Here is a 15568-nt window from a genome sequence, read left to right as displayed (position 1 = left end):
ACTCTAGAAGTTTGTCCACTTATTTTTTCGGTTCTAAGCCAATAGAGCGTAAGATTTTATCTAATGTCACTGGCCCTACATTTTCTTTCGGTTTCTGATTTCCTTTAGCATCTGGTCCCTTTTTCAAGAAGTTTTTCTCAATAAAACGAATATCTGTTTCATCTACAACACCATCTTGATTTATATCTCCATCTTTTACAGATACTTTTCCTTTTCCATACGATAAAGCTGCTATTCTAGCATCTTGAATATCTACCATTTTATCGCCGTTTACATCACCTGCAAGGTTATCATCCATGTCAGCTCTAAAGTTTTGTCCCACTAATTCACCGTCTTGCATCTTCCCTATTTTTGTTGTTAATTTACTATTTAAATGACCTGGCATTTCTACGAAAATATCATATTCTTTATCGCTTACTGGAACACTATGAATCTCAAATTGCCCATTTTCATTAATCGTTCCTGTATATTTCTTTCCATCCTTGCCAACTGCGTACACTTTTGCTCCTAGTTTTGTATAGTCTTTCTTACCTAAATACCCCTCTTCATTCAAGAAAGCTTCCGGACCAATATATCCTGTAACCGTTGAATGTTTCGAAACAATAGCAAAAGATTTATCTTTAAACACAGGAATCTCATTGCCTTCTGTTGCACCAACTTTTGTATAAGAGAACTTATCTACTCCAAATGCAGTTAAATCATTAAAGTATTCATCGCTCGTCATCTCGAATGTAACATCTAAAAATGGTGTATCTCCATCTAATCCTTTAAATTCTTTTCCTTCCAATGACGCGCCAACTTTCACCTTGTTTTCCCAAGCTCCTTCTTCACTTACCTTCGGATCTTCTAATTTAAGATTCAGTCCATGTTGTTTTACATATTCCGTAAGTTCTGGATTTGGTTTCACATCTGTAAATTTAAAGAGCTGCTTGTAATAAGGAATTTCAAATGTACCTGACATAAGCTGTTTTACATTATTGAGATTCAAAGTTAACGTAATTTTTTCACCTAATTTTATTTTATCTTTGTCATAACTTGGAACAGCGTATTCTGTCCCTTCTTTTACAAAGACATAATCTTTATATCCAGTTGCCATATTCCCTGCAGTGGCAAGGTCATATCCAAATAATTTTAAATTTAACGGCTCATTTATTTCCTCTGGAAGTACTCCAAATTTAAAATCACCATTTGCTTGAATTGTATTCAACCAACCTGATGGGAAGGCTGAGTTTTGATAATATACAATTTGATTCGCTTTTTGATCATACTGCAAGCCTTTTGCCTTTAATGCATCTACTGTAGAATCATAAATATTACCATGCACCCATAATGCACGTTGGCCGTCTTCTTCTTTAAACATGGAATCATTGACTTCGTGTATACCAGGTTGTACATCCTTAAATTTCATTTCAGGTATTACATTATCAATGATTATGCTATCGCCTTTTGTATACGATTTCCCTTCTTTATCATATCCAACGAAGTTCAATTCGTAATCTCCATCAGGCAACATAACAGGTTTATCCCCAATTGGATGAGCTGGATCTCCTGTAAATGGAAGTACATACCCTGCCATACCAGAAAACATCATATACTCAACATTTGGTGTTAGACTACTTGCATTAAGTGTACCAACGACTCCTAATGCCTTCCCTGTCTTTCGGTCCTTCACAACTGCATCAATAGTTTCAAGAGGACTATTTAATTTAAATGTCAAAGGCGAACTAGGTCTTTCCATAAATGGATGGAATTTAGATGCATCTGTTGCCATTGCATCTCTCAGTAAATCCACAGACGCAATCCCTTTTTCTGTGAATTTAACCGCAAATGGTACTTGATATACTTCTTTTTCATTTTTTTTATTTGAAATATGAATATAACCCTCATATCTACCAAATTCAGCGTTTTCCGGAATGATAATTTCAGGACTAAGTTCCCCTGATGTACCAGGAGCTACTTTAATAGAATCTGGTACGTTTAGCTTCACACCATTCTTCGCTGCATCTTGCACACCTACACTTGTAGGTGAAAACTCTACTTCTAATTTAAATTCTTTCCCATCTGTTTTACTGCTGTTCTTAATTAACACTTTTCGGCTATCTTTAATAGGCCCAGTTTCAATTTGATTTTTATACCCAAATGCAATAGAACCTGTTTTTTCTTCAATTTCTACTTCTTCATCATCTACAACGTTTGATGTTTTATCGATAACCTCAATAGATGTATCTGCATGAACTGCACGATATGCATCAATTCTTCCTGATCCCACCTCAAATACAGAACGCTCTTCTTTTAAATCAACTGCGGTATTCATAAGTGCCTCTTTTACTTCAAATGGACTATAGTTTGGATGTTCCTGTAAAATCAGTGCCGCAACCCCTGCAGTATGAGGAGTTGCCATAGATGTACCTGACATACGTCCATACGCTACCGGATAATTTTCTCCATCCTTTGGATCATTAATATATTCAGGAACAGTTGAGAAGATAGACACACCTGGTGCTACAATATCTGGCTTAATATCATCTGTTTTCGCTGCGGGACCACGGGAACTGAAATCAGCTAAGTGATCTCCCTCTGTTTTTATATTACTAAGTTCTCCAAACGCTAACGATACATCTCCTTGTACAGCTTTTGCTTGTAATTTCTCACCATCTGCTTTTGTTAAGCGGAACGATGGAATAGATGAAGTACTTTCCCCAAGATAACTTGTAATTTCCCCATCTACATTGTTATATACAATTACTGCCTTTGCGCCTGCATCCTTAGCATTTTTAATTTTTTCATCAAATGTAATCTCACCTCGTTGGATAAGAACTAACTTCCCTTTTACATCTTTCCCTGTAAAATCACCTAATTTCCCAAGCCCTGCATATACAACCGATAAGGATTGTCCTTTCAAATCTTCAATCTTATCAGTAAAGCTTTTTCCAAGTAGCATCATCTTATCTACATGTACATCACCTGCATCGACGGAAAACGTTGGAATAGTCATTGCAGCGTCACTGGCTCCCACTGTAATGGGAAGTGCTGCTGCACTAGGTGATCCAATGGTACCTTCTTCCGGACCACTATTACCAGCTGCTACTACTGTAACAACACCAGCTAACATCGCATTATTCACTGCGACAGAAGTAGGATATAAAGGATCATTAATAGACGCTCCTAGTGATAAATTGATAACATCCATATCGTCTTTCACTGCTTTATCAATTGCAGCAAGAATACCGCTTGTTTGTCCACTTCCATATGGACCTAATACACGATATGAATATAAATCTACATCCGGAGCGACTCCCGTAACTGCATAATCCACACTATTCTGTTTGTCTGCAGCAATTGTCCCAGCTACATGAGTACCGTGGGATGTATAGTATGCACTTCCATCATAAATTTCAGGATATCCTCCAGAATTTTGCCAATCCTTATACGTTGTCTCCATTGGATCAGCATCATTATTAACAAAATCCCATCCTTTTATTGAGTTCGGGTCTATTTTACTTGGATCTTCACCTTGCTTTGCACGATACCCTTTATATGCATCCTTCAAATCAGGGTGGTTATAATCAATACCAGTGTCCAGTACCCCCACCTTAATTCCTTTACCTGTTATTTTTTCAGCATGTAGCTTGTCCACACCAATTTGTGGTACGCTATCTGCCATTTTTGGTTCAACAGCCGCTTTAGCTGTTTCTTTCGGTAAATCAATTTTGACCTCACGATCTTCCCATACACGCTTAACAATACCAGTACGAACTAAGTCTTCAATCATATTCGCAGGTAATGAAATCGCTACACCATTAAAAGCATTCTTATATTCTCTTGTTATTTTGGCAGATTTAAAATCTGGCCCCTTATCTTTCTTTTTTTGAAGCTGTTCAAGCTCAGTTTTAAATCCTTTATGCGATGCTTCTACCTTTTGTTCTGCAGTTGAAAGAACTATTTTTTTCCCTTTAACCGCTTGTTTCAATACCTCAATTTTGCTAGGTGCTTGTTTAAATTCTATAATCACATTCACATTATTAGGACTTGCTGTATTGATGCCTGGTGAAATAACAAAACCCGGTTTTGTATCTAACGTTTTCAAAGCATTACGTTGTTCCTTTGTAAGACCTTTCAATACAGCATTTGCATCATCAATCCCAGTTAAAGTAGATGTATTTACCTCTTCCGCCAATACGTTATATGGAATTCCTTGAGACAATAACATTCCAACTGTTAGCGTTCCAATAAGAATTTTCCCAAATTTCCCTCGTTTCATATTGCATCTCCCCATTACTAAAATTATTTTTCTAAACAAATTGATTCTTAAATTCCCATTTAGTATTGAAAATTCTATTAATCTTAAACTTTTATTTTGTAACATTAAGAATTTCCAACACTACTACCATCCCCATATAGCTAATCATTCACTTTAACCTTTCTATAGAAGCCCCCCATAATTTATTTTCACTAAAAGATTTTCATAAAATGAATTATTAATAGGATTAAAATGTAATTCTATATTTATTATTACACGTTCTGATTTTTCTGAAAATTGAACAAAAGGCGTATCTTTTTTCTAATGATTCTATGTCTACATAGTACAAAAGAACTATCTTGCTCTTTATTCTTTGTAATATAGAATAAAGAAACACGATAGTTCTTTTAAACATCTCTTATTTAATCCAACGGAACCAATTGATTTCGAACAGCATAGATCACCGCTTGGGACCGACTTTTCACATTTAGTTTTTTAAAAATTTTATTGATGTGAATTTTAACTGTTTTATCACTAATATACAGAGCTTCAGCAATTTCTTTATTACTAAGTCCTTTTACTAATTCAAAGAGAATTTCCTTTTCACGTTCCGTCAGTTCATTTTCATTTGATTCTACTTTCATTTTTTGCTGATGATATGTAATTAATTTTTTAGTCATACGCGGATGAATAACGGAATCGCCTCGATATAACATCCGAATTGCTGCTACTACCTGCTCCGATGATGAATCTTTCAATAAATACCCATCAGCACCAGCCTGAAGTGCATCCATTAAATACTCATCATGCTCATACATTGTAAACACAAGTACTCGACAATTCGGATAGTTTTTTTTCACCAACTCTGTAGCTTCAATACCATTTTTCCCCGGAAGATTAATATCCATCAAAATACAATCTGGTCTGCATTCTTCTACTTTTTCCAATACTCCGTCCCCAGAGCTAGCTTCTCCAACCACGTTCATATCAGATTCATCCTCTAGTATGCTCCGAATTGCGTCTCGTAAAAAAGCATGATCATCCACTACTAATATTTTAATCATTTTACGCACCCCTTGTTTGTGAATCTGGAATTAATAGTGTAATTTCTGTCCCTTTCCCTACAGAACTATCAATCTGTAAAGTAGCCCCTAATTGTTCAGCTTGTTCATTCATATGTAATATACCATAATGTGGCTCATTCTTCGTTTTAACCATAGACTCAAATAGTGAAAAACCAACCCCATTATCCTTAACCCTTAAAAGCACGTGCTCACTTTGATAGCTAAGTAAAACATCAGTCTTGTCTGCTTGTGCATGTTTTACAATGTTTTGCAAACTTTCTTGTAATGTATCAAAAATAACTCTTTCTTTTGAAAAACTAAGCGCACGTGCATGACCTCTTTCATGATATGTAATATCTAGTTCATATTCTTGTTTTAAAGATTTTATTTTACTTGCTATCGCCTGCTTTAGCCCTAATTGTTGTGTCGGATATGGTTTTAAAGCATAAATAGAATAGCGAACTTCCCCTAAGCTTCCCCTTAAATCTTTTATGCTTTTCTCTACTATTTGCTGCATATCTATTGGTTTATCGCGATATTTTTTTTGCGCGGATTCTAATTGATATATCACCCCGGCCAATGTTTGCGCAATACCATCATGAATTTCGCGTGCGATTCTATTTCTTTCTTCTAAAATCATTCTTTTTTTTTGTTCAGAAATCAGTATCCTTGTTTTAACTACGTTAGCTAATTGGTTAGAAAATGTAGCTAACGACTGTACATCTTCCGGAAAAAAACCTGCAGTTCTACTTTTCCCTGCAACAAACATCCCAACTAGTTCACCATTTACAATAAGAGGAAAATACACAAGTGAGCGTATGACACTATCAAATATTTCATCTTCAGGAGCCGTACCAATTTTCCAATCATTAAATACTAGATTTTTAGAGAGTTCCTCAAACGTCTTGTTTTTTTCTGAATGATCAGAAATATCAGCACGGACTTTCCCATCTTTTAATAGAATATTCCAGTTCCCATCATCTTTTGTCCATATTACATATGCTTGTATTCCGAAAAAACCTTTAAGTGCTTGTTTAATATGCTTCAAGTTTCCTCCCGTTAGTCCTCGACTAATTTCGGTCGTAATAAGAAATAGCTCATATAATCGTTCCTTCTCCATCCTTATCCTTACAGAAAAAGAACTAATAACTGAAGTTGCTACAAGTGGAAAAAAGAAAAACAGTACTGTAATCTCGTTTACTTCCACACTATATGTACTAATTAATACATGCATCAAGACCGTATAAGAGAAACCAAAAGTTTCGCAAAGAAATACCGTTACAGTTTTTTTATACCACTGATAGATTGAATATGGTTGCGGAAGGAGTATCATTAACAAATCGTAAAAGCGGTTGTTAAAAAAACAAAAAAACACGCAAAATAATAATAAAGATATTAAATTTTCATACAGAACTGACATATCTATCTTGTTAATTAATAAGAGCATACATTTATTTGAAAACCATTCGGCCAAAATCAAACTAAGCGCATGCTGAGTACTATTAAATAACATTCTTTGTATTGGTGAACGACGATGCAGGTGAATAATTAACGTTACGAGTACAATAGCAATAATAGTTATATGGATTCCAAACTGCCAACTCATAGCGTAAATTATAGGAAAGGTAAGCGAGCTCGTTCCTCTCCAAAATCGTACAGGAAAATACTCTGCAATCCCCATAAATATTAATAACAATATTAGTATTGTTGAATGAGAAGGGATTTTAATTTCAAGTAAAGATATAGTTATAGTAATCAAACCAAGAAAAGAAATAAAATAAAGATAAGAACTAGCAATCTTTTCTCTCATAAAGATAGGATTTACATCCTTCAAAACAACCCCTTCTTTCTTTATAAAACTTCATTTTCTCTATTATCCACTAAAAAACCGGCACTGGCAAAATGGAAGAACCTCCACTAGCCAATCACCGGCTGTGTACTGCACCTAAAAGGCAAGACACAATACTATTATAAATCGCTTTTCTTAAATTTCCTATTCATCGAATGATGTAATTATATGTACCGCTAGGTTTACCCTCCTATAGTACAAAAGATATATATTAATATCGCCAATCTAATATATGCTTTCTTCCCATTCTCCTAATTTTCATTTTCTTTAAGTATAGAAGATAACGCAACAGGACTTTCAAGCTACTTTCCCAAATAATCAAAGCATAAATTTCTCATAAAAAGCAAAAATTAACAGAAGTAACTTTATTCTAAAAGAGGTGGAAATTATGACAGAGCAAAAAGAACAGCAAGAGAGTAAAAACCAAAAGCATATGTTTCCATCACTTCCGGAAAATATGAATTACATTGAAAATAAACTCTGTCACTCAGATGATATAAAAAAATTAGATATCCCTTTTCAAAACGGAAAAGGAACGATCATATATATTGAATCTTTAGCAGATCCAAATTTAATTCATCAATTAGCTCTTGAGCCATTATTAACGCGTTCGGATTTATCTTTAGATAAAGCTTTTTCTACGTTAAATATGAAAAAAGAAACGAATTTAAATTATGGGATACAACTTATATTACAAGGTAAATCCTTATATTTTCATGAACACGTCGACAGTTTTTGTATTTTCGAAACAGCTTTATCTTTAAAGAGAGATATAGCAGAGCCTGATAATGAAGGAATTGTGCGCGGTCCACATACTGGTTTTGTAGAGGATCTAGCAACGAATTTAACCTCTATTCGTAAACTCATTAAGAGTCCAAATTTAGTTGTTAAGTACTTTACAATCGGTGAAGAAATGCACACGAAAGTGGCAATTGCTTATGTGCAAAATATAGCGAATGACGATCTAGTTGCCGAAGTGAAAAGAAGGCTAGAGAAGATTAAGACAGATGCACTTATGCCTCCAGGGTACATACAAGAATTTATAGAGGATACGTCTTTCTCACCATTTCCGCAGCAATTAAATACAGAGCGTCCAGATAGAACTGCTGCTAATTTAATGGAAGGACGGGTTGCCATTTTATCTGACGGAGATCCAACAGCGCTCATCGTACCTGTTACGTTATTCGCTTTCTATCAATCACCAGATGATTATAATAATCGCTGGATTGTCGGTTCTTTCGTCCGAATGATTCGTTTAGTAAGTTTTTTAATTGCCTTTCTCTTGCCAGCTTTATATATTGCAACTGTCGCTTTTCATCCTGATGTGTTACCGCTCGAACTTGTGTATACAATTAAAGCTTCATTAGAGAAAGTACCGCTTCCTCCTATTTTTGAAGCTCTCTTAATGGAATTAATCTTTGAATTATTACGAGAAGCTGGTATTCGCTTGCCGAGCCGAGTGGGACAAACAATCGGTATTGTAGGTGGTTTAGTAATTGGTGATGCAATTGTAAAGGCTGGCCTTGTTTCTTACACAATGATTATCGTTGTAGCTTTAACTGCGATCTCATCTTTTCTCGTTCCATCAAACGATATGAGTTCAGCAGTTCGGATTCTTCGTTTTCCATTAATGATTCTTGCTGCCATATTCGGATATGTAGGAATATCATTCGGTCTCATTATAACTTTCGTTCATTTATGCCAGTTACATTCATTTCATACCCCATATCTTTCTCCTGTCGCTCCGATGCGGGTAAAAGATATGAAGGATTCTTTTGTACGACTACCAACTTGGTCATTTTGGGAACGGCCACATGATCCAAAACCCCAAAAAATGCAACGACAACATGTAACGAGAGAGGATGAGGACGGTGACAAACACGCAAAGTAAAATCTCGCTAGTTCAATTTACCTTTTTCATTATTCAATGCCAAATCGGAGTGGGCATACTTTCTCTACCGAACCGTCTTCACCTAATCGCGAAAGGTGGTGGATGGATTTCTGCTCTCATCGCTGGTCTTGCAATTCAACTTATTATTTTACTTATGTGGCTTTTCTTAAAACGATTTCCTGATGCAAATATGTATGAAAGTGTTTGTATGCTATTTGGTAATAAACTTGGAAAACTAATAGGTTTTTTTTATATTTTTTATTTTACTCTTATCGGTATGACCGTTATGTTAAATGCTTGTAATGTCATTAAAGTATGGGTCTTACAAGCCACTCCTTGGTCTGCCATTCTCATACTATTTACAATAACTTGTTGCTATATAGCCTATAACACCTTTAAAGTGATTGTACGATTTTATGTCATGGCTTCTATTCTTATCGTTCCAATGGCATTTTTAATTGCTCTTGGACTCACACGAGCTGACTTTTCTTATATTTTCCCTATTACAGAAGCCGGGTGGTGGAATATAATCCAAGCATCAAAGGAAACAATTACAGCCATGTATGGTTTTGAAATTATTCTTATCGCTTTCCCAAAAGTAAATGGGAATGCTGTGGCAAAACTAAAGGCAATTTCTATCGCTAATGGATTTGTGACTCTCTTTTATACTTTTACTGTTTGGATTTGCTTTATCGTATTTAGTCCAAAGCAAGTTGAACTTATTCCAGAACCAGTTGCTTACTTATTACGCTCCTTACATATCGGGATTATAGACCGAACTGATTTATTATTCATACCAATATGGATGATAACCGTTGTAGCTTCTATTGCGAGTTATTATTGTGCTGCTTCTATCGGAATTGGACATATATTCAACCTTGGTAATCATAAAAAAGCTGTTCCAATTGTTGGGCTCATTTCTTTTAGTACCGCCTTATTTATAGATACACCAGAGAAATTAAAAGTAATTGCAACTTTCACTGATAAGTTCACCTATATTTTCATCGTTGTCCTCCCTCTTTTATTTCTACTTTATTCAGTAATAAGAAATAAGAAAGGAGAACAGTATGTTCAAAAAAAGATTTAAATTACTTTTTATATTATGTACTAGCTCCCTCCTTTTTGGCTGTTGGGATCAAGAACCATTAAGGGAAGCAAGGTTAGCTTATAGTATTGGATCTGATATTACAGAAGAGAATAAACTCCAGCAAACAATCGAGCTCGTAAAAAGTTCGAGCGGAGAGCAATCTTCATTCGAGAATGAAATACATTCAGCAACCGGGCATAACATAAGGGATACAAGCGATGCCTTAAAAAAAAATGTGACTGGGAATATTCGCTATTTCAAATATGGTGTTCAATTACTAGGAACAAAAATTCTAAAAAAAGGGATACTACCCTATTTAGATGTCAGCTTTCGGGACCCAACAAACCCAACTGCTTTAGTAAAACTTATTGCAGTAGATGGTGAAACATCGGAGATACTCGAAAAAAAGAAAGTAGGAAATTTACTAATTGGAGATTTTCTAAAGAAAAAAGTGAAAAGCTTAGAAGATATGAGTGTATTTCCAAAAGAAACTTTAGAAACAGCTGCTACAAAAATGTTAGATCCCGGTAAAGACTTTACCCTTCCCTCTATAAAAATAAAAGGAAAAGAAGTAGTTACAAACGGGTTAGCTTTATTTAACAATGATAAATTAACTGGGCATTTACCTTTGAAACAATCTGTTTTATTCGTATTATTAACCGGAAAAATGGGGACAAGTGCCCGTATAACTCAAAAACTTACTAGCGATGACTCGGAGAATACATCTGATTATGTAACAATGGAAGTGAGCAATCGAAAATTAAAAAGAGACTTAAAAATAAAAACCGATAAAAAAGGAAATGTTTATGCTCACATTAAGCTCCAACTAAAAGTCATAGCACTTGAATCTCCAAGAGATAATCTGTATACAATGGATGATAGAGAAAAACTAAATAAAGAACTATCTAAACAACTTACGAAAGAAGCAAAAAAAATAACAAACAAACTACAAAAAGCAAATTGTGATGCTTTCGGTATCGGAAGACATCTTATCGCATACCATCCTGACTTATGGAAGAAAAAAAATTGGAATAAAGATTATGCAAAAGTAAAGTTTAAACCTGAAGTAGAAGTAAACATTTTGTATAGTGGTGTCTTAAAGTAAAAATGTTGTATGCCGCGCGGGCATACAACATTTTATTTCGTATATCGATAGACAATTGATTCATATGGTCTTAAGTTAAGTTTTGCAATATCCTTGCTGGAATCCTTATAATTCGAAAGTAGTACTTCTTGTTTCATTCCATTTAATTGAACGTGCGCTGGTACTGAATACGTTATTTCTTCTCCATAGAAGTTATTAATAACAAGCAGCACTTCACTCTCTGTAGTGCGAGTATATGCCCAAATGTTAGGATGATTTTCATCTAAAATAGCATATTCTCCTTCTGTAATTACATCATAAGTTTTTCTAAGTTCGATTAGTTTTTTATAATGATAAAATACAGACTCTTTATCTTCTAGTGCCTTCTCTACATTTATTTCTTTAAAGTTTTCAGCCACTGAAATCCAAGGTGTACTTGTTGTAAAACCACTGTTCATCTCATCATTCCACTGCATCGGAGTACGGGAGTTGTCACGAGATTTTTGTTTTAAAATCCCGATAATCTCTTCTTTTGATAATCCCTCTTCTCGCTTTATATCATATATATTTAACGATTCTACATCGCGATATTGCTCGATGGATTCGAATTTAGGATTCGTCATACCGATTTCTTCGCCTTGATAAATGTAAGGTGTACCTTGCAACATATGCATAGCTGTCGCTAACATTTTTGCAGATTCATTTCGGTACTTTCGATCATCACCGAAGCGTGATACAATACGAGGCTGGTCATGATTACACCAGAACAATGCATTCCATCCCCCGCCCTTTTGCATTTCAATTTGCCAATTAGACATAATCTCTTTTAATTTAATGAAATCAAAATTCGCTTTTGTCCACTTATCTCCATTCGGATAATCTACTTTTAAATGATGAAAACTAAACGTCATACTTAATTCATTGCGCTCAGGGTTTGAATACTTAATACAATTATCAATTGTCGTAGATGACATTTCCCCAACTGTAATTACATCTTTCCCTTCAAAAACATTTCGGTTCATCTCTTGTAAATATTCATGAACACGCGGACCATCTGTATAATATTTACGGCCATCGCTTGTCGCCGTACTTCCGTCATCATTTAAGAACTGTTGATCTTTTGAAATTAAATTAATAACATCTAATCGGAATCCAGTTACTCCTTTATCCAGCCAAAAGCGCATCATTTCATATACTTCTTCACGAAGTTTTTCATTTTCCCAATTTAAATCAGCTTGCGTCTCATCAAATAGATGTAAAAAATATTGCTCTGTCTTCTCATCATATTTCCAAGCAGACCCGCCAAACTTAGATTGCCAATTATTTTTTTCATCACGCCAAATGTAATAATTACGATATGGACTATTTTTATCTTCCTTCGCTTCCTTAAACCACTTATGCTCCGTCGAACTATGATTTACAACGATATCCAGCATAATTTCAATGTTACGTGCCTTTGCTTCTTCTAAAAGCTCTTCAAACTCTTCCATCGTCCCGTAAGATGGATCAATGCTGTAGTAATCACTTACATCGTATCCATTGTCATTTTGTGGTGATTGGTATATCGGTGTTAACCAAATATAATCTACTCCGAGTTCTTTTAAATAATCTAGTTTCTCTGTAACCCCTTTTATATCACCGGTTTCTTTATTGTAATAGCTATTAAAGCTCTTCGGATAAATTTGATAAACTACACTTTTATGCCAATCCTTCATGTTCAACTTCCTCCTACTTCTGTTTTACTCGTTTTGCAAATAACCACGTTAACGTAAATGGGATTACAACTGCGATAACCATTCCGACAATAAACATCGGAATCGATTTCGGAATAATAGAAATAAATGCTGGTAATCCGCCAATTCCGATAGCAGGTGCTAATACACCATTTAACGTAATAAATATAGCTGCAATAGCCGATCCTATAATCGCTGCATAGAACGGGAATTTATTTCGTAAGTTTACACCAAACATAGCTGGTTCTGTAATACCGAAATATGCTGAGATTGCTGATGTAGATGCCATGCTTTTATCATTTTGATTTTTAGAAATCCAAAACATCGCAAGTGCCGCACTCCCTTGCGCAATGTTAGAAAGGGCAATCATTGGCCAAATGAATGTACCACCGTGCTGTGCAATTAATTGTAAGTCGATAGCAATAAACATATGATGCATACCTGTAATTACGAGCGGTGCATATAATGCTCCAAACAATACTGCTCCAACTACTGGTACTGTTTCATATACACCTACTAATCCAGCTGTTAATAAATCTCCAATATGACGTGTAACTGGACCAATAATTCCTAGTGCTAATACACCTGTTACAACAATCGTTGTAATTGGTACAACTAATAGTTGAATTGCATTTGGTACATGATTCTTCAAGAAAATTTCCACTTTACTTAATACAAATGCAGCTACTAAAACAGGTAGAATTTGACCTTGATACCCTACCTTTTCGATTTGAAATAATCCTAAAATATCGAAGTACTCAATCTTTTGACCATCTAAACCAGTCGCTGCTTTTCCGTAATCCCACGCGTTTAATAAGGCTGGATGCACAAGCATTAATCCCATAACAATCCCTAATATCGGACTACCACCAAAACGTTTTGTTGCTGACCAACCGACAAGTGCTGGTAAGAATACGAATGCTGTATTCGCCATCATATTAATTAAATCCCAAAGCCCACTTAAGTTTGGATACACATCTAATAAATTTTTACCTTCAAAAAATAAGTCCTTCGCCCCTAATAGGTTGTTAATTCCCATTAGTAAACCAGCTGTTACGATTGCTGGTAATATCGGCATAAATACATCTGAAAATACTTTTACAAACTTTTGAGCTGGATTTAACTTTTGATTTCCAGAATCTTTTACGTCAGCTACTGTCGCTTCCTTCATACCTGCAAGCGTTATCAATTCAGCATATACTCGATCAACATCTCCTGGACCAATTACAATTTGAAATACCCCAGCGTTATGAAACGCTCCCTTCACTAATGAAACAGACTGTAATTTATCGTTATCTATTTTACTTTCATCTTTTAAAGCGATACGGAGTCTCGTTACACAGTGTGCAGCTTGTTCAATATTGTCTTTCCCACCAATATACTGCAACACTTCCTCTGCTGTTTTACGATAGTCTTTCCCCATATTCCCGTCCCTCTTTTCTTTTTTTGATACCGTTTACAATTACATATTAACTCGTATATATAAGTTAGTCAACACTCGTATATACGAGTTTGCGATTTTTTTATAAAAAAAGAGATGAAACAATAGATTGTTCCATCTCTTTACTTCCTCCGCGCCACATCCGAAAAATGAAAAATATCTAATCGATGGCGAGATTCTGTATATTCGAACTGACTTCCATCATAAAAATGCGTAAAGTTTTTCACAACGACAACATAGTCTGTTCCATTTAAATCTAAATACTTTCTATCGTCCTCTGTACATGGCTGGACTTCAATTACTCTCTGTGAGTAACTAATATGAAGACCTAGTTCTTTCTCAATATATTTATAAATGGACTCCGCTGCAATTTCACTCGTTAATCCAGGAATATATTCCGATACAAAATGATTGATATCCAAAATTACTTTTTCTCCATCAATATTCCGTACGCGTTTAATATGATCTATTTCTGTTTTCTCTTTCACATTTAATAGCTTTGCAACCTCTTTTGTCGCTTTTACTTTCTCCATTTCCACGACTTCTGTAATACAATGGCGTCCTAAACGTTCATTTTCTTCTTGGAAGCTTACAATACCACCAAAGTTAAATTCAATGTTTTTTCGCTTTAAAACAAAGACACCTTTTCCATGTATTTTTTGAACATATCCACGCTCTTGTAATAAATCTACAGCTTTTCTTACCGTACCGCGGCTCGCTTCATACTGCTTCATTAATTCAGTTTCTGATGGGATTTTGCATCCCTCTTTTAATTGTTTATTATCAATAGACTTGCTGATTGCTGTATAAATTTGTTCATACTTACTCATCATCTACAATAGCCCCTTGTCACCTTCTAATTCTATATGTATTATACCATGCTACACTCTTCTGCCAATCTCTCACTTATTTTCCAGTATAGGAAAAATACAGGTAAATATTTAATCTCTAAAACGTATTTTTATAAAAATTTTTATATTTTTCTTTTCATTCAAAAAAACATGTAGTATACTAACTTCAAAATCAGAGGAGAAAGGGAGCAAAGAACTATGCTTACTTATACAACAATTGTAGTTACATTTGCACAAAAACATCATCATCATCATACGTAACCCTTGAAACCTAGCGGAAAAATTACGCGTAGGTACAAGGGTTATTCCCGTTGTACCTACGTCAGGC

Annotated in this window: 9 protein-coding genes; 3 read left to right on the top strand and 6 right to left on the bottom strand. The window is 35.0% G+C overall.

Translation table 11 applies throughout. From position 1 onward, the window contains the following. Positions 1-19: 19 nt before the first annotated feature. From AAG068_RS03280 to AAG068_RS03270, 3 genes are all read right to left on the bottom strand, one after another. Complete coding sequence (locus tag AAG068_RS03280) at positions 20-4261, bottom strand: S8 family serine peptidase (RefSeq protein ID WP_342717951.1); 4242 nt, start codon at positions 4259-4261, stop codon at positions 20-22. Positions 4262-4662: 401 nt separating this feature from the next. Further along, a complete protein-coding gene (locus AAG068_RS03275; protein WP_000590680.1) occupies positions 4663-5304 on the bottom strand; it encodes a response regulator in 642 nt (213 codons plus the stop codon). Position 5305: 1 nt separating this feature from the next. Then, entirely contained in the window at positions 5306-7138 is a 1833-nt protein-coding gene (locus tag AAG068_RS03270) for a GAF domain-containing sensor histidine kinase (protein WP_342717949.1), read from the bottom strand. A 403-nt stretch (positions 7139-7541) separates the two neighbouring features. Between AAG068_RS03270 and gerKA the strand changes: the two genes are divergently transcribed. Genes gerKA through gerKC form a run of 3 tightly spaced genes read left to right on the top strand, consistent with a single transcriptional unit; the run spans position 7542 to position 11236 of the window. After that, positions 7542-9044 (top strand): spore germination protein GerKA, encoded by a 1503-nt coding sequence (gerKA, locus tag AAG068_RS03265; protein WP_342717947.1) that lies wholly within the window; start codon positions 7542-7544, stop codon positions 9042-9044. Continuing rightward, positions 9025-10131, top strand: a complete 1107-nt coding sequence (locus AAG068_RS03260; RefSeq protein ID WP_342717945.1) for a GerAB/ArcD/ProY family transporter — start codon at positions 9025-9027, stop codon at positions 10129-10131. Before gerKA ends, AAG068_RS03260 begins: the two co-directional genes overlap by 20 nt. Next, positions 10112-11236 (top strand): spore germination protein GerKC, encoded by a 1125-nt coding sequence (gene gerKC / locus AAG068_RS03255; protein WP_342717942.1) that lies wholly within the window; start codon positions 10112-10114, stop codon positions 11234-11236. The genes AAG068_RS03260 and gerKC overlap by 20 nt, the downstream gene beginning before the upstream one ends. A 32-nt stretch (positions 11237-11268) precedes the next feature. On the opposite strand, the gene treC is transcribed toward gerKC, so the two are convergent. From treC to treR, 3 genes are all read right to left on the bottom strand, one after another. Beyond that, the gene (gene treC / locus AAG068_RS03250) at positions 11269-12930 is read right to left on the bottom strand and encodes an alpha,alpha-phosphotrehalase (protein WP_342717940.1); all 1662 of its coding nucleotides are present in this window, start codon (positions 12928-12930) and stop codon (positions 11269-11271) included. A 13-nt stretch (positions 12931-12943) separates the two neighbouring features. Continuing rightward, positions 12944-14371: a PTS system trehalose-specific EIIBC component gene (gene treP / locus AAG068_RS03245; protein WP_342717938.1), complete on the bottom strand. Its 1428-nt coding sequence runs from the start codon at positions 14369-14371 to the stop codon at positions 12944-12946. A 140-nt stretch (positions 14372-14511) separates the two neighbouring features. After that, the gene (gene treR / locus AAG068_RS03240; RefSeq protein WP_025149797.1) at positions 14512-15222 is read right to left on the bottom strand and encodes a trehalose operon repressor; all 711 of its coding nucleotides are present in this window, start codon (positions 15220-15222) and stop codon (positions 14512-14514) included. Between the last annotated feature and the right edge of the window lie 346 nt (positions 15223-15568).

Source organism: Bacillus paramycoides (assembly GCF_038971285.1).
Taxonomy (GTDB): Bacteria; Bacillota; Bacilli; order Bacillales; family Bacillaceae_G; genus Bacillus_A.
Note: the sequence above shows the minus strand (reverse complement) of the source record. Positions and strands in the feature narration are given on the sequence as shown.